General features: G+C 74.8%; 13 protein-coding genes. 10 read left to right on the forward strand and 3 right to left on the reverse strand.

What is annotated here, in order from left to right; translation table 11 throughout:
• The first annotated feature begins 16 nt into the window (after nt 1-16).
• Genes HZZ00_RS29980 through HZZ00_RS29995 form a run of 4 tightly spaced genes read left to right on the forward strand, consistent with a single transcriptional unit; the run spans nt 17 to nt 3,067 of the window.
• A complete protein-coding gene (locus tag HZZ00_RS29980; protein ID WP_180329335.1) occupies nt 17-523 on the forward strand; it encodes a SigE family RNA polymerase sigma factor in 507 nt (168 codons plus the stop codon).
• Between the two features lie 8 nt (nt 524-531).
• Nucleotides 532-1,011 (forward strand): hypothetical protein, encoded by a 480-nt coding sequence (locus HZZ00_RS29985; RefSeq protein WP_180329336.1) that lies wholly within the window; start codon nt 532-534, stop codon nt 1,009-1,011.
• 14 nt (nt 1,012-1,025) lie between these two features.
• Nucleotides 1,026-1,829 carry a dolichyl-phosphate beta-glucosyltransferase gene (locus HZZ00_RS29990; protein WP_374028492.1) on the forward strand — a complete coding sequence of 268 codons (804 nt, stop codon included), beginning with the start codon at nt 1,026-1,028 and terminating at the stop codon, nt 1,827-1,829.
• 5 nt (nt 1,830-1,834) lie between these two features.
• The gene (locus HZZ00_RS29995; RefSeq protein ID WP_257586020.1) at nt 1,835-3,067 is read left to right on the forward strand and encodes a glycosyltransferase family 39 protein; all 1,233 of its coding nucleotides are present in this window, start codon (nt 1,835-1,837) and stop codon (nt 3,065-3,067) included.
• Here HZZ00_RS29995 and HZZ00_RS30000 read toward each other — a convergent pair.
• From HZZ00_RS30000 to HZZ00_RS30010, 3 genes are read right to left on the reverse strand one after another with little or no spacing between them, the layout of a single operon-like run.
• A complete protein-coding gene (locus tag HZZ00_RS30000; RefSeq protein WP_180329338.1) occupies nt 3,000-3,593 on the reverse strand; it encodes a GNAT family N-acetyltransferase in 594 nt (197 codons plus the stop codon). The two genes, HZZ00_RS29995 and HZZ00_RS30000, sit on opposite strands and share 68 nt — an antisense overlap.
• A gap of 10 nt (nt 3,594-3,603) precedes the next feature.
• Nucleotides 3,604-5,448, reverse strand: a complete 1,845-nt coding sequence (locus HZZ00_RS30005; protein ID WP_180329339.1) for an ABC transporter ATP-binding protein — start codon at nt 5,446-5,448, stop codon at nt 3,604-3,606.
• On the reverse strand, nt 5,445-7,226 hold the full coding sequence (locus HZZ00_RS30010) for an ABC transporter ATP-binding protein (protein WP_180329340.1): 1,782 nt from the start codon (nt 7,224-7,226) through the stop codon (nt 5,445-5,447). The genes HZZ00_RS30005 and HZZ00_RS30010 overlap by 4 nt, the downstream gene beginning before the upstream one ends.
• A 195-nt stretch (nt 7,227-7,421) precedes the next feature.
• On the opposite strand from HZZ00_RS30010, the gene HZZ00_RS30015 reads away from it, so the two are divergent.
• The 6 genes from HZZ00_RS30015 to HZZ00_RS30040 all read left to right on the forward strand — a co-directional run bounded on the left by HZZ00_RS30015 (nt 7,422) and on the right by HZZ00_RS30040 (nt 14,894).
• Complete coding sequence (locus tag HZZ00_RS30015; protein ID WP_180329341.1) at nt 7,422-8,330, forward strand: ABC transporter ATP-binding protein; 909 nt, start codon at nt 7,422-7,424, stop codon at nt 8,328-8,330.
• The gene (locus tag HZZ00_RS30020) at nt 8,327-9,061 is read left to right on the forward strand and encodes an ABC transporter permease (RefSeq protein ID WP_180329342.1); all 735 of its coding nucleotides are present in this window, start codon (nt 8,327-8,329) and stop codon (nt 9,059-9,061) included. Before HZZ00_RS30015 ends, HZZ00_RS30020 begins: the two co-directional genes overlap by 4 nt.
• 25 nt (nt 9,062-9,086) lie before the next feature.
• Complete coding sequence (locus HZZ00_RS30025) at nt 9,087-10,337, forward strand: sensor histidine kinase (RefSeq protein ID WP_180329343.1); 1,251 nt, start codon at nt 9,087-9,089, stop codon at nt 10,335-10,337.
• Nucleotides 10,327-10,968: a response regulator transcription factor gene (locus HZZ00_RS30030; RefSeq protein ID WP_180329344.1), complete on the forward strand. Its 642-nt coding sequence runs from the start codon at nt 10,327-10,329 to the stop codon at nt 10,966-10,968. Before HZZ00_RS30025 ends, HZZ00_RS30030 begins: the two co-directional genes overlap by 11 nt.
• A gap of 294 nt (nt 10,969-11,262) precedes the next feature.
• Nucleotides 11,263-13,134 (forward strand): ABC transporter ATP-binding protein, encoded by a 1,872-nt coding sequence (locus HZZ00_RS30035; RefSeq protein WP_180329345.1) that lies wholly within the window; start codon nt 11,263-11,265, stop codon nt 13,132-13,134.
• Nucleotides 13,131-14,894: an ABC transporter ATP-binding protein gene (locus HZZ00_RS30040; RefSeq protein WP_180329346.1), complete on the forward strand. Its 1,764-nt coding sequence runs from the start codon at nt 13,131-13,133 to the stop codon at nt 14,892-14,894. Before HZZ00_RS30035 ends, HZZ00_RS30040 begins: the two co-directional genes overlap by 4 nt.
• The last annotated feature ends 174 nt before the right edge of the window (nt 14,895-15,068 follow it).

Genomic DNA, 15,068 nt, shown 5'->3' on the forward strand with positions numbered 1-15,068 from the left:
AACGGGGACCGTGGGAATGGAGCAGGCTCGGGCCGGTGAGTACGACGCGTTCGTGGCGGCCCGCTGGTCGGTCCTGTGCCACCTGGCCCGTCTGCTCACCGGGGGCGATCGGCACCGTGCCGAGGACCTGTTGCAGGAGGCCCTGGTCAAGCTGTGGTTCGCCTGGCCGCGGGTGGCCGACGAGGCGCCGGAGGCGTATGTGCGCACGGTGCTGGCGCGGGCCGCGGCCCGCTCGGCCCGCCGGCGCTGGTGGGGCGAGCGGCCGGTGGAGGAGCTGCCCGAGGTGGCGGCGGCCGGTGATCTGTCGGCGACCGTGGCGGAACGCTCCCGGCTGGAGGAGGCGCTGGCCCGGCTGACGCCGCGGCAGCGGGCCGCCGTCGTGCTGCGCTACTACCAGGACCTGCCGGACCGGCAGGTCGCCCAGACGCTGGGCTGCCCGGTGGGCACCGCCCGGTCCCATGCCGCGCGCGGGGTGGCCCGGCTGCGGCAACTGCTGTCGGACGTCATCGAGCCGGTGGGGTGAGAGGGGTCATGAAGCCCGGGAGTCATGTGGACGAGATCGACGGCGGGGACGGATTCGAGCGGCAGCTGGCGACGCTGATGCACGGCACGCTGCGGCCGGCCCCGTTCGAGCCCCGGCACCGCGAGCGGCTGCGCGCGGGCGTGCGTGCCCGCCGCCGGGTGCGCGCGGTGTACCGGGCCGCGGGCTCGGCGGCGGTGGTGGCGGGGCTCGGGCTCGGCCTGTTCCTGTGGCCGCACGGGCACACCGGGAACCTGCCGGGCGCGCCGGTGCCGGGGCCCGCCACCAGCCCGGCACCCGGACCGTCCGGCTCCCGGACGCCCTCGCCGGCCACGCCGCCCCCGAGCCCGCCGGACACCTCGCCGGACACCTCGCCGAGTTCGACGCCGACCGACCGGCCGAGTTCGACGCCGAGCACGTCGTACCCGCCGGCCGGCCCCACGACGAGCATCGCGCCGCCACCCACCACCACCATGTCCGCCCACCGTTGACGGGGAACCACCTGATGAACCTCCGACCGGGCCGGGTCCCGGCCCCGGCGCCCCGGCGCGCCCCGCTGCCCACGCACCACGACGAGCCCGTGCTGGACGTGGTCGTGCCGGTGTTCAACGAGGAGAAGGACCTGGCGCCGAACGTCCGCAGGCTGTACGCCCATCTGCGGGACACGTTCCCGTACCCCTACCGGATCACGATCGCCGACAACGCGAGCACCGACCGCACCCCGCTCATCGCCGCCGAGCTGGCCTCCGCCATCGCGGAGGTGACCTCGCTGCGGCTGCCCCGCAAGGGCCGCGGCCGGGCGCTGCGGGCGGCCTGGTCGGGTTCGCGGGCGCCCGTACTCGCGTATCTGGACGTCGATCTGTCCACCGGTCTGACGGCGCTGCTGCCGCTGGTCGCCCCGCTGATATCGGGCCACTCGGACCTGGCCATCGGCACCCGGCTGGCGAGCGGCGCCCGGGTGGTGCGCGGACCCAAGCGCGAGGTCATCTCGCGCTGTTACAACACGCTGCTGCGCTGCACGCTCGCCGTCGGCTTCTCGGACGCGCAGTGCGGGTTCAAGGCGGTGCGGCGCGAGGCCGCCGAGCGGCTGCTGCCGCTGGTGCGGGACGGCGAGTGGTTCTTCGACACCGAGCTGCTGGTGCTGGCCGAGCGGGCCGGGCTCAGGATCCACGAGGTGCCGGTGGACTGGGTGGACGACCCGGACAGCAGCGTCGACATCCTCGCCACCGCGCTGGCCGATCTGCGCGGCATCGTCCGGATGCGGCGCACCCTGGCCGCGGCCCGCCGCCGCCCGGGTGCGGCCCTGTGACCGCGATCCTGCCGCGCCCGCGGCCCCTCGCCCCGGCCACCGGACCCGGCTCCCGGTTCCGGGCGGCGGCCCGCCGGCACGGCCCGGTGCTCGCCCTGTTCGGGGCGCTGAAGCTGACCGGTTTCTGCTCGTTCATGTACCTGCTGTCCTCCGCCGGCGACTACCGCGCCAAGGACCCCCGGTTCGGCGGCGGCGCGCACGCCTGGGACGTGCTGGCCACCTGGGACGGCTGGTGGTACCAGCAGATCGCGCTGCACGGGTACGACCCGAAGCTGGTCCCCGTGCCGGGCGCCACCGGTCTGATCACGCTGGAGGGCAACTCGGCGGCGTTCTTCCCGCTGTACCCCGCGCTGATGCGGCTGACCTCCGCGGTGACCGGACTCGGCTCGTACGGCGCCGGGATGCTGGTGTCGGTCCTCGCCTCCTTCGCGGCGGCGCTCGGCGTGTACGCGGTGGCGGAACGCTTCGGCGGCCGGCGTGCCGGGCTGGCGGCGGCCGGGCTGTGGGCGGTGTGGCCGGGCTCGGGCGTGGAGTGGGCGGTCTACTCGGACTCCCTCTACGTGGCCCTGGCCGCCTGGGCCTGCCATGCCGTGCTGACCCGGCGCTGGCTCACCGCCGGGGTGCTCACCTTCGCGGCGGGCCTGAACCGGCCCACGGCCGGCGCGCTGATCGCCGCGCTCGCCGTGGCCGCGCTGCTGGCACTGCGCCGCCGCGAGGACGGGGTGCTGCGTCCGCTGCTCGCGCTGGCCGTCGCCCCGCTCGGGCTGCTCGGTTATCTGCTGTGGGTCGGCGACCGGATGGGCGACCTCGGCGGCTACTTCAAGCTCCAGTCGGGCGCGTGGGCGCACAGCTTCGACTTCGGCAGCCAGACCCTGGACGTGCTGACCTCGGTGCCGGTGGGCCACTTCGGCGGCTATCTGTTCGCGTACCCGTTCGCGGACATGATCGGGGTCGCCGTCGTGGTGCTCGCCTTCGCGCTGCTGCCGCTGCTGCTGCGGCTGCGCCCGCCGGCGGTGCTGGTCGTATACACCGTGCTGACCCTCGCGCTGGTCCTCGGCAGCCAGCAGATCTTCGCCAACGTCTCGCGCTATCTGCTGCCCTGTTTCCCGCTGTTCCTGCCGCTCGCCGCGGCCCTGCGCCGGCTCTCGCCGCCCGCGCTGTGCACCCTGCTCACGGTGGCGGCGCTGGCCTCCGGCTCGTACGCGGGGTACGCGCTGTTCGAGCTGGGAGTGCCGTGACCGTGCCCCGCCACAGCACCTCGCCCTCGTCCACCCGGTCCGTCGCGCGCAGCCCGAGCGACCGGGCGATGCCGGCCGACGCCCGGTGCCCGGGGTGGATGTGGGCGGTCAGTGCGTCCACCCCGTGCTCGCGCAGCCAGCGGGCCATGGCCAGGGCCCCTTCGCCGCCGTAGCCCCGGCCCTGGTGGGCGACGCCGATCACCCAGGCGAGCTCGGCCGCCGGCCCGCCCCGCTCGGGGCGGGAGAGGGTGGCCTGGACGGTGCCGACGAGCCGCCCGTCGGCGAGCCGCCGCAGCATCCAGTTAAGCCAGCCGTGCCGGCCGTCCGGGGACCGCCCGGCCGACTGCCGCCGGTACCTCGCCTCCAGCTCGTCGAGGGTGCACGGCGCCCCGCCGGTCCATTCGTGCAGGCGTACGTCGTCGAAGAGGGTGACGGCCTCGCGGGCGTGCCCCACCCGCAGCGGTTCGAGGCGCAGGCGGGCCGTCGCCACGGGGGTGGCGCTCGGCCAGAGCGGAGTGTCGGTCACGGGGTCCCCCTCAGGCCAGGCTGTCCCGCCAGGCCTTGTGCAGGCCCGCGAAGTTCCCGCTGCCGGCGACGAGTTCGGCGGGGCGGCCGTCCTCGATGATCCGGCCCTCGGCCATCACCAGCACGCGGTCGGCGATCTCGACGGTGGACAGGCGGTGCGCGATGACGACGGCGGTTCGGCCGCGCAGCACCGTGGACATCGCGCGCTGCACGGCCCGTTCGCCGGGGATGTCGAGGGAGCTGGTGGCCTCGTCCAGGATCAGGACGGCCGGGTCGGCGAGCAAGGCGCGGGCGAACGCGACCAGTTGGCGCTGACCGGCGGAGATGCGGCCGCCGCGCTTGCGGACGTCGGTGTCGTAGCCGTCGGGCAGGGCGCTGATGAACTCGTGGGCGCCGATGACCTTCGCGGCTCGCTCGATCTCCGCCCGGCTCGCGTCGGGGCGGCCGATCGCGATGTTGTCGGCGACCGTGCCGGAGAACAGGAACGCCTCCTGGGTGACCATCACCACCCCGCGCCGCAGCTCGGCCGTTGGCAGGTCGCGCAGGTCCACCCCGTCCAGCAGCACCCGTCCTTCGGTGGGGTCGTAGAAGCGGGCGAGCAGCTTGGCCAGCGTGGACTTGCCCGCACCCGTGGAGCCGACGACGGCCACCGTCTGCCCGGCCGGGAGGGTCAGGTCGAAGCGGGGCAGCACCTCGCCGCCGGTGCGGTAGGCGAAGCGCACCCCCTCGAAGACCACCTCGCGGCCCGGGAAGTCCCGCGCGGTGGCCGGGAGTTCGCGCGGCTCCCGGGGCTCGGGCACCGACGGCGTCTGCGCCAGCAGGCCCGCGATCTTCTCCAGGGAGGCGGCGGCCGACTGGTAGGAGTTCAGGAACATCCCGAGCCGGTCGATCGGGTCGTACAGCCGGCGCAGATACAGCACGGCCGCCGCCAGCACGCCCAGCTCCAGCGTGCCGTCCGCCACCCGGTAGGCGCCCCAGAGCACGATCCCCGCGACCGCCGTGTTGGCGACCAGCCGGGAGCCCACCACATAGCGGGCCATCTCCAGCAGCGAGTCGCCGTTGGCCCTCTCGTGCCGGCGGTTGAGCACCGCGAACTCGGCGTCGTTGGCCGCCTCCCGGCGGAACGCGCGCACCGGCCGGATGCCGTTCATCGTCTCCACGAACTTCACGATCACCGCCGCGATCGCCGTGGAGCGCGCCCTGAACACCCGCCCCGCGCGCCGCTGGTAGAGCCGGACCAGGAAGTACAGCGGCACGAAGGAGGCCACCGCGACCGCGCCGAGCCCGAGGTCCAGCCAGAGCAGCATGGCCGCGATGTAGACGAACGACAGCACGACCGTGACCAGTTCCTGGAGCCCCTCCTCCAGGAGTTCGCGCAGGGACTCGACGTCCGTGGTGGAGCGGGAGATCAGCCGCCCGGAGGTGTACCGCTCGTGGAAGTCGACGCTCAGCGCCTGAGCGTGCCGGAAGATGCGTCCGCGCAGGTCGAGCAGGACGTCCTGGCTGACCCGCGCGGAGGTCTGGACGAACGCGACCTGGAGTCCGCCGGAGACCAGGGCGCACAGCAGATAGCCGGCGCCCACCGCGATCAGCGGCCCGTGCCGGTGGTCGCGGAACGCCGGTACGGCGCGGTCGATGGCGTACGCCACCAGCAGCGGGCCCGCCTGCACCGCCGCCTGCTGGAGCAGCAGCAGGGTGCTGGTGAGGGCGACGCGGGCCCGCATCGGGGCGAGCAGGGAGCGCAGCAGGGCGGCCGTGGCGCCGGGCGGGGTGGGCAGCACGTCCCGGTCGAAGGGGTCGTCGCCGTCCCGGCCGCCGGGGGGCGCGGTGGTGTTCGCGGGGGTGGTGGCGGTCAACGGGAGTCCTCCTGTTCCCCGGACATGAGGTGGGCGTACTCGGCGTTGCCGCGCAGCAGTTCCTGGTGGGTGCCGACGGCGGCGATCCGGCCGCCGGACAGCAGGGCGACCCGGTCGGCGAGCAGCACGGTGGAGGGGCGGTGGGCCACGATCAGCGCGGTGGTGTCGGCGAGCACCCGGCGCAGCGCGGCCTCCACGGCGGCCTCGGTGTGCACGTCCAGGGCGGACAGGGGGTCGTCCAGCACGAGGAACTCCGGCCGGCCGACGACCGCGCGGGCCAGCGCGAGCCGCTGGCGCTGGCCGCCGGACAGGCTCAGGCCCTGCTCGCCGACCCGGGTGCCGGTGCCCTGCGGGAGGGCGTGGGCGAAGTCGGCCTGCGCGATGGCGAGGGCGCGGTCGAGTTCGGCCCCGCCGGTGCCCTCCGGGGCGCCCATCAGGACGTTCTCGCCGACGGTCGTGGAGAACAGGGTCGGTTCCTCGAAGGCCACGGCGACCTTCCTGCGCAGTTCCTCGCGGGGCATCTCGGTGATGTCGACGCCGTTCAGGGTGATCCGGCCCGAGGTGATCTCGTGCAGGCGGGGGACGAGGGAGGTGAGCGTGGTCTTGCCGCTGCCGGTGGCGCCGACCAGGGCCATGGACTCGCCGGGGCGGATGTGGAGGTCGATGCCGGTCAGCAGGGGCGGGGAATCGGGGGGCGCGTCGGGGTAGCGGAACCGGACGCCCTCGAAGCGCAGCCCATCGCCCGGCCGGCCCGGGCCGGTGGTCCGGGCCGGGGCCTGCCGGTCCTCCGGCTCCTCGTCCATCGCCTCGAAGTACCGCTCGGTGGCGGTCGCGGCCTCCTGGCTCATCGCCAGCAGGAACCCGATGGAGTCGACCGGCCAGCGCAGCGCGAGCGCCGTGCTGAGGAAGGCCACCAGCGTCCCCGCCGACAGTCCCCCGTCGGCGACCCGCACCACGCCCAGCACCAGCGCCGCCCCGATCGCCAGCTCGGGCAGCGTGACGATGACCCCCCAGATCGTCGCCAGCAGCCGCGCCTTGTGCAGTTCGGTCCCGCGCAGTTCGGCGCAGAGGGCGGAGAACGCCCGCGTCTGGGCGCGGTGCCGCCCGAACCCCTTGACGATGCGGATGCCGAGCACGCTCTCCTCGACCAGCGTGGTCAGATCGCCCACCTGGTCCTGCGCCCGCCTGGCCGCCCGCGCGTACCGCCCCTCGAAGACCACGCACGTCCACAGCACCGGAACGGCGGGCCCGAGCACGACCAGCCCGAGCACCCAGTCCTGGGCGAGCATGATGGCCACCCCGACGAGGATCGTGACGCCGTTGACCAGCAGGAAGGTCAGCGGAAAGGCGAGGAACATGCGCAGCAGCATCAGGTCGGTGGTGCCGCGCGACAGCAGCTGGCCGGAGGCCCAGCGGTCGTGGAAGGCGACCGGCAGCCGTTGCAGGTGCCGGTAGAGCGAGGACCGCATGTCCGCCTCGACGCGCGACAGCGGCCGGGCCACCAGCCAGCGCCGGACGCCGAACAGCACGGCCTCGGCGATCCCGAGCAGCAGCAGGTACAGCGCGCCGAGCCAGACCCCGGCCGGGTCCCGGCCGGCCACCGGGCCGTCGACCATCCACTTGAGGACCAGCGGGATCACCAGCCCCGTGCAGGAGGCGACGACCGCCACGAAGGCGGCCGTGCACAGCCGGGCGCGCACGGGCCGCACATACGGCCACAGCCGCAGCAGGGTGCGTACGGCGGAGCGGTCCTGGGTGGTTGCGGGTGTCGTGGGCATCACAGGCGAGCGTACGGACCGGCCCCGGCCTCGCCCACCGAGTTTTGGCCGGACCCGGATCGGCCGCTGGTCCTACGACCGTGCCGGGTGCCGGCCTCGTCCGAGGGGTCGTAGGGCGCATCATCCGATCGGCCGATGCCGGTTCGAGCGGGCCGGCCGATGCCGCGCGCCCGGCCCGCGCGGGAGTCTCGGAGCATGCCATCCGTCATCGAAGTCACCGATCTGCGCAAGTCGTACGCGGGCCGCTCCGTGGTCGACGGGGTCTCGTTCGCCGTCGAGGAGGGCGAGATCTTCGGGATCCTCGGCCCGAACGGCGCGGGCAAGACCACCACCGTCGAGTGCGTGGAGGGGTTGCGGGAGCCCGACGCCGGCCGGGTCCGGGTCGCCGGGTTCGATCCCGTGGCGGACCACGAGCGGGTCGCCCGCGTGCTCGGCGCCCAGCTCCAGCAGAGCGAGCTGCAACCGAAGCTGACCGTGCGCGAGGCGCTGGAGCTGTACGCGTCGTTCTACCCGGACCCGGCCGACTGGCGGCCGCTCGCCGAACGCCTCGGGCTCACCGCCAGACTCGGCACCCGGTTCGCCAAGCTGTCCGGCGGTCAGCGCCAGCGCCTGTTCATCGCGCTGGCGCTCATCGGGAACCCGCGGGTCGTCGTGCTGGACGAGCTGACCACCGGCCTGGACCCGCGCGCCCGCCGGGACACCTGGCAGCTGATCGAGGACGTCCGCGCGAGCGGGGTCACCGTGCTGCTCGTCACCCATTTCATGGAGGAGGCGCAACGGCTGTGCGACCGGATCGCGGTGCTCGACAAGGGGCGGGTCGCCGCCCTTGACACCCCGGCCGGGCTCATCCGCCGCTCGGCGGGCGCCACCGTCATCAGCTTCACCCCGTCGGCCCCGCTGGACGACCACGAACTCGCCGCCCTGCCGGCCGTCGCCTCGATCGCCCGCAAGGACGGCCGGATCACCCTCTCGGGCACGGACGAGACCGTGAACGCGGTCGTCACCCTGCTCGTCCGCCACCACGTCACCGCCCATGAGCTGCGCGTCACCGACGCCACGCTCGACGACGCGTTCCTCGACCTGACCAAGGAGGCCACGGCATGAACACCGCCGTCCTGCGCACGGAGTTCCGGCTGTTCCGCCGGGAGCCCGGCGCCGTGTTCTGGATCTTCCTGTTCCCGACGCTGCTGCTGGTGATCCTCGGCTCGATCCCCTCCTTCCGGGAGGCGGACAAGGCCCTGGGCGGGCTGCGGCCGGTCGACGCCTACGTGCCCATCGCGGTGCTGATCGCCCTGATCATGTCCGGGGTGCAGTCGCTGCCCCAGGTCCTGACCGGGCACCGGGAGCGCGGGATCCTGCGCCGGATGCGGCTCACCCCGGTGCGGCCCGCCGTGCTGCTGTCCGCGCAGATGGTCATGACGGGCACGGTGGCGCTGGCCTCGGCACTGCTCGCGCTGGTCGTCGGCCGGCTCGCCTTCGACGTACGGCTGCCCGCCCGGCCGGCCGGGTATCTGCTGGCCCTGCTCCTGGCCGCCGCGTCGGCGCTCGCCCTCGGCTCCGTCGTCTCGGCGCTGTCCCGGACCACGAAGATCGCGAGCGCGATCGGCACGGCGGTGTTCTTCCCGATGATGTTCTGCGCGGGCGTGTGGCTGCCGGTGCAGGAGATGCCGCACGCGCTGGCGCGCGTGGTGGAGCTGACCCCGTTCGGGGCGGCGGCCCGCGCGCTGGGCGAGGCGGCGGCCGGGGACTGGCCCGGCTGGGGGCACCTGGGGGTGCTCGCGGCCTGGACGGTGCTGCTGACGGCGGCCGCGGCCCGCTGGTTCCGCTGGGAGTGAGCGTGGGGTGGCCGACACTGTGGACATGACCGACACCGCTCGACAGCAGTCCCGGGTCTCCTTCAACAAGTGGGGGCCCTGGGCGCTGCTGGGCGTCAGCGTCGTCGCGGCGGCCATGTCCGCCCGGGCGACCGGCATGGACCGCACCGGGGCGGTCGTGTCGGTGGTGCTGGTGCCCGCGGCCGTCGTGCTCCAGGGGTGCTGGGCGTGGGTCCGGCGCAGACAGCCGGGCCCGAGCCGGACGGGCGTGTGCCTCTACGCCCTGCGCTGGGCCATCGGCTTCGTGCTGACCTGGGCCAACCCGTTCTTCGCCTTCTACGCGGTGACCGGCTACTACACCGCCGGCCTCGACCTGCCCCGCCGCCTGGTGCTGCCCGGCCTGTTCCTGACCGCCGTCACCATGTCGGGCAGCGAGATCGGCGGCTGGCCGCCGCACGGCCTGGTCCTGTGGCTGGGCTTCTTCCTCGTCCTCGCCGTGAACATGGGCATGGTCAGCGTGTTCACCCGGTACGCCCAGCAGGAGCAGGAGCACGCCGTGGTGCAGGCCGACACCATCGGCGAGCTGGAGCGCACCAACGCGGCGTTGCAGCGGGCGCTGGACGAGAACGCCGCGCTGCACGCCCAGTTGCTGGTGCAGGCCCGGGAGGCGGGCGTCGCGGACGAGCGGCGGCGGCTCGCCGCCGAGATCCACGACACCATCGCGCAGGGCCTGACCGGCATCATCGCCCAACTCCAAGTGGTCGCCGGCGCTCCCGACCTGATCACCGCCCGCACCCATCTGGAGCGCGCCGCCGCGCTCGCCCGGCACAGCCTGGGCGAGGCCCGGCGCTCGGTGCACAATCTGGCCCCGGTCGAGCTGGCCGCCGCCGGGCTGCCCGAGGCACTGCGCAAGACGGTCGTCGAGTGGGGCGAACGCACCGGTGTGCGAGCCGAGTTCACCGTCACCGGCACCGCCGAGACGCTGCACGAGGAGGTCTCGGCGACGCTGCTGCGGATAGCCCAGGAGGCGCTGTCCAACGCGGCCCGGCACGCCCGCGCGAGCCGTCTCGGCCTCACCCTGTCCTTCATGGGGGACGTGGTCAGCCTGGACATCCGCGACGACGGCACCGGCTTCGACCCGGCCGCCGTCCCCGTCCGCACCCGGGCCGGCGGCTTCGGCCTGGACGGCATGCGGGCGCGCGCCGAGCGGATCGCGGGCACGCTCACCGTGGAGTCCGAGCCGGGGCACGGCACGGCGGTGTCGGCTCGCGTACCGTTGGTCCGCGATGACCAGTGAATCCCTCATCACGCTGCTGATCGTCGACGACCACCCGGTGGTCCGCGACGGGCTGCGGGGCATGTTCGAGTCGGCGCCCGGCTTCCGGGTCCTCGGCGAGGCCGCGAGCGGCCCGGAGGGGGTGGCCCGGGCGGCCGAACTGGACCCCGACGTCGTCCTGATGGACCTGCGCATGCCGGGCGGCTCCGGCGTGGCCGCGATCCGCGAGCTGACCCGGCGCGGCGCCCGCGCCAAGGTGCTGGTCCTCACCACGTACGACACCGACTCCGACACCCTGCCCGCGATCGAGGCGGGCGCCACCGGCTACCTCCTCAAGGACGCCCCGCGCGACGAGCTGTTCACCGCGGTGCGCGCCGCCGCCGAGGGCCGTACGGTGCTCTCCCCCGCCATCGCCTCCCGGCTGGTGCGGGCGGTCCGCGCCCCCGCCCCCGGCAACGAGCCGCTGTCCGCCCGCGAGCGCGAGGTCCTCGCCCTGGTCGCCAGGGGCGCCGCCAACCGCGAGATCGCCCGCGAGCTGTTCATCAGCGAGGCCACGGTCAAGACCCATCTGACCCATCTGTACGCCAAGCTGGGCGTCAACGACCGCGCGGCGGCGGTGGCGGTGGCGTACGACCGGGGCATCCTCGGCTAGGGCCTCTCGTCTGGATCATGCCGGGCTCGCGGGGTCTGGCACGCACATCTGCGGCGTTGCCCCTCGGTCGCCAACTCCCCCACGCTCGGCTTCGCTCGCGCGGGGGCACCCCCATCGCGCTGACTCCCTCCTCCGCCTTGCATCTGCACGCACCAGACCCCGCTCCCTGATCCGGCCTGATCCAAACGAAAGACCCTAGAGCCCGTTCGCGGCGCGCCTTATTCGATGGAGCGGCCGCCGCCGCCCCGGCTACCGTCGGGAACTCCCGGGAAGTCCGAGGCGATCGGGGGTCGGATGGTCGACGCGTACGAGGATCCGGGGACGCCCGAGACGCGCGGCGGCTGGTGGTACCTGTGGTGGCTGGTGGCGCGGCAGCCTGGGCGGGCGGCGGCCGGGGCGGGCCTCGGCATCGTGTGGATGACGCTGCTGGCCGCGCAGCCGTACCTGATGCAACGGGCCGTGGACGGCGCTCTGGTGCCCGGGCGGCCGGGGGCGCTGGCCGGGTGGGCCGGGGTGATGCTCGCGGTGGGGGCGGTGACCGCCTGGCTGAGCGTCCTGCGGCACCGGACGATGACCCGGCTGCGCATGGACGCCTCTTTCCGTACGGCGAAGGTGGTCGTGGGGCATGTGGTGCGGCTGGGCGCCGCGCTGTCCGACCGGACCGGGGCCGGCGAGGTGGTGACGATCGGCGTCGGCGACGTGAAGTCCGTCTCGGACGCGCTCACCATGGTCGGGCCGGGCGTCGGCTCGCTCGTCTTCTACGGGGTGGTGGCCGGGTACGGGGTGGTGGCCGGGCTGCTGGTGACGGTGTCCCCGCCGCTCGCCCTGGTGGTGCTGCTCGGTCTGCCGGTGCTCGCGCTGGTCACCGGTCCGCTCACGCGCAGGCTTCAGGGCGTGGAGAGCGAGTACCGGGAGCGGCAGGCCGTGCTCACCGCCCGGATCGCCGATCTCGCGGGCGGGCTGCGGGTGTTGGGGGGCCTCGGCGGCAAGGGGCTGGTGGCGGACGCCTTCCGCGCGGACTCGCGGCGGCTGCTCGACCAGGGCTACCGGGTGGGCGCGGTGGCCAGCTGGGTGCAGGCGCTCGCCGTGGGGCTGCCCACCCTGTTCCTCGCGGTCGTCACCTGGCTGGCGGCCCGGATGACAGCCCAGGGCGAGCTGAGCGTGGGCCAGCTGGTCGCGGTGTACGGCTATGTCGCGGTGCTGGTCGGGCCGGTGACGTTCTTCGTGGAGATGGCCTACGACCTCAACCGGGGCGTGGTCGCCGCGCGCCGTGTCGTGGGGCTGCTGCGGCTGGCGCCCGACCCGGACGAGGGCACGCTGCCCGCTCCCGCGGGACCGGCCGAACTGTACGACCCGGCCTCGGGGTTGCGGGTGGCGCCGGGCCGGCTGACCGCCCTGGCCGCCGCCCGCCCCGCCGACGCCACCGCCGTCGTCGACCGGCTCGGCCGCTACGGCCCGACCGACGCCACCTGGGGCGGGGTCCGGCTGGACGCGATCCCACTGGCCGAGGTGCGTCACCGCGTCCTGGTCGCGGACCACGAGGCCCACCTCTTCGCCGGCCCGCTGCGCGAGATGCTGGCCACGGGGGAGCCGCCCGGCGGAGGCAGGGAGGCGGCCGGTGCGGGCCTGCCCGGCGGGAGCGCCCCGCACCGGGCGGCGGCCGCCCCCGGCACCGGCCGTCCGGTGGCCGGCCCGTCGCCCGGGACGCCGGGCGCCGAACGCCCGCGCGGTGCGGACGCCCTGCGCCGGGCGGTGTACACGGCCGCCGCGGAGGACGTCGTGCGCGGGCTGCCCGAGGGTTTCGACTCGGTGGTCTCCGGCCAGGGCCGCAGTCTGTCCGGCGGGCAGCGCCAGCGGTTGCGGCTGGTGCGGGCGCTGCTGGCCGACCCCGAGGTGCTGCTGGCCGCCGAGCCGACCTCCGCGCTGGACGCGCACACGGAGGCGACGGTGGCCGGGCGTCTGCGGGCGGCCCGGGACGGCCGCACCACCCTGGTCACCAGCACCTCCCCGCTCGTGCTCGACCAGGCGGACACCGTGGTGTTCCTGGCCGACGGCAAGGTCGTCGCGAGCGGCCCGCACCGGCGGCTGCTGGCGGAGCAACCGGGCTACCGCGCCCTGGTGGCCCGCGACACCGGCATCACCGGCACGGAGGCGAGCACCCCATGACCACGGACGAGACGCCGCTGCCGGTCGCCGGGCGGGCGCAGGTGCGACGGGCGGTGGCGCGGTTGGTGCGCGCCGATCCGCGGGCGTTCGCCGGGACACTGTCGCTGAACGCGCTCGCCGCGGCCGCGGGGCTCGCCGGGCCGTGGCTGGTCGGCCGGATCGTCGACGAGGTGCGGGCCGGGCGCGGGGTCGGCGCGGTGGACCGGCTGGCCCTGTGGATCCTGCTGTGCGCGCTGGCCCAGCTGGTGCTGGCCCGCTGGGCGCGCCGGGCGGGTTACCGGTTCGGCGAGCGGACGCTGGCGCGGGTGCGCGAGAGTTACGTCGACCGGGTGCTGGCGCTGCCCTCCGCCGTGGTGGAGCGGGCCGGCACCGGCGATCTGACCGCGCGCGGCACGGCGGACGTGACGGCCGTCGGCAACACCCTGCGGGACGCGGGCCCCGAGCTGCTGGTGAACACCGTGCAGGGGCTGTTCGTGCTGGGCGCGGTGTTCGCGCTCGATCCGCTGCTCGGCGCGTTCGGGGTGCTCGGGCTGACCCCGATCTGGCTGGTGCTGCGCTGGTACCTGCGGCGCGCCCGGGACGGCTATCTCGCCGAGGGCGCGGCCGGTTCCGCGGTCGCCGAGATCATCGCGACGACGGCCGAGGGCGCCCGTACCGTCGAGGCGTTCGGTCTCGCCGGGCGGCGGACCGCGGCGAGCCGGGACGCCCTCGACCGGTCCCGGCGGGCCCGGCTGTACACGCTGTTCCTGCGCACGGTGTTCTTCCCGGTGGTCGAGACGACGTACACCGTCCCGACGGTCGGTGTGCTGCTGCTCGGCGGCTGGCTGTACACGCGGGGCGCGGTCGGGGTCGGCACGGTGGTGGCGGCGGCTTTGTATCTGCGCCAGCTGGTGGAGCCGTTGGACCAGATCCTGATGCGGGTGGAGCAGATGCAGTCCGGCGGAGCCTCGTTCGCCCGGGTGGAGGGGCTGGCCCCGGCCCCGGGCGGCGCGGCGGAGGGCGACGGCGCGAGGCCCGCGGACGACCGGATCGAGGTGCGCGGTGTGCGTTACGCCTACGAGCACGGCGACGAGGTGCTGCGCGGGGTGGACCTGGCCGTGCGCCCCGGTGAGCGCCTCGCCGTGGTGGGCCCGTCGGGCGCCGGGAAGACGACGCTGAGCCGGCTGATCGCGGGCGTCGACCGGCCCGGGAGCGGCACGGTGACGGTGGGCGGGGTGCCGGTCGCCGGGCTGTCCCCGGAAGTGCTGCGCCGCCATGTCGTCCTGGTCACCCAGGAGCACCATGTGTTCCTGGGCACCGTCCGGGACAACCTGCGCATCGCCGAACCGGACGCCACGGACGAGCGGTTGTGGGCGGCGTTGGCGGCCGTGGGCGCCGACGGCTGGGTCGGCGAGCTGCCCGACGGGCTCGACACCCGCCTCGGCGCGGGAGGCCGCCCGACCGACGGCTCCCAGGCGCAGCAACTGGCGCTGGCCCGCGTGGTGCTGGCCGATCCGCACACCCTGATCCTGGACGAGGCGACCGCACTGCTGGACCCGGCGACGGCCCGGCACACCGAGCGCGCCCTCGCCGCCGTGCTGCGCGGCCGTACCGTCATCGCCGTGGCCCACCGCCTGCACACCGCGCACGACGCGGACCGGGTGGCGGTGATGGAGGGGGGCCGGCTGACCGAACTGGGCACGCACGAGGAGCTGGTGGCGGCCGGCGGTGCCTACGCGGCGCTGTGGCGGACGTGGCACCAGGACGCCCTCCGGCCATGACCGGTGGGCGAATCGGCCAACAGCGGAGAAGTTCTCGTGGACATGTTCCGGCCACGCCCGGCATAGGCGCGCGAGGCGACCGGAACCTGACGTTCCTGTGAATCACTTCCCAAAGCCCTGGTAATTCAAGGTCGTTGAGGGATTGACGCCTCTCGGAGTACCCCTGTTCACACG

Origin of the sequence: Streptomyces sp. NEAU-sy36 (assembly GCF_013423905.1) — a bacterium.
Classification (GTDB): domain Bacteria; phylum Actinomycetota; class Actinomycetes; order Streptomycetales; family Streptomycetaceae; genus Streptomyces; species Streptomyces misionensis.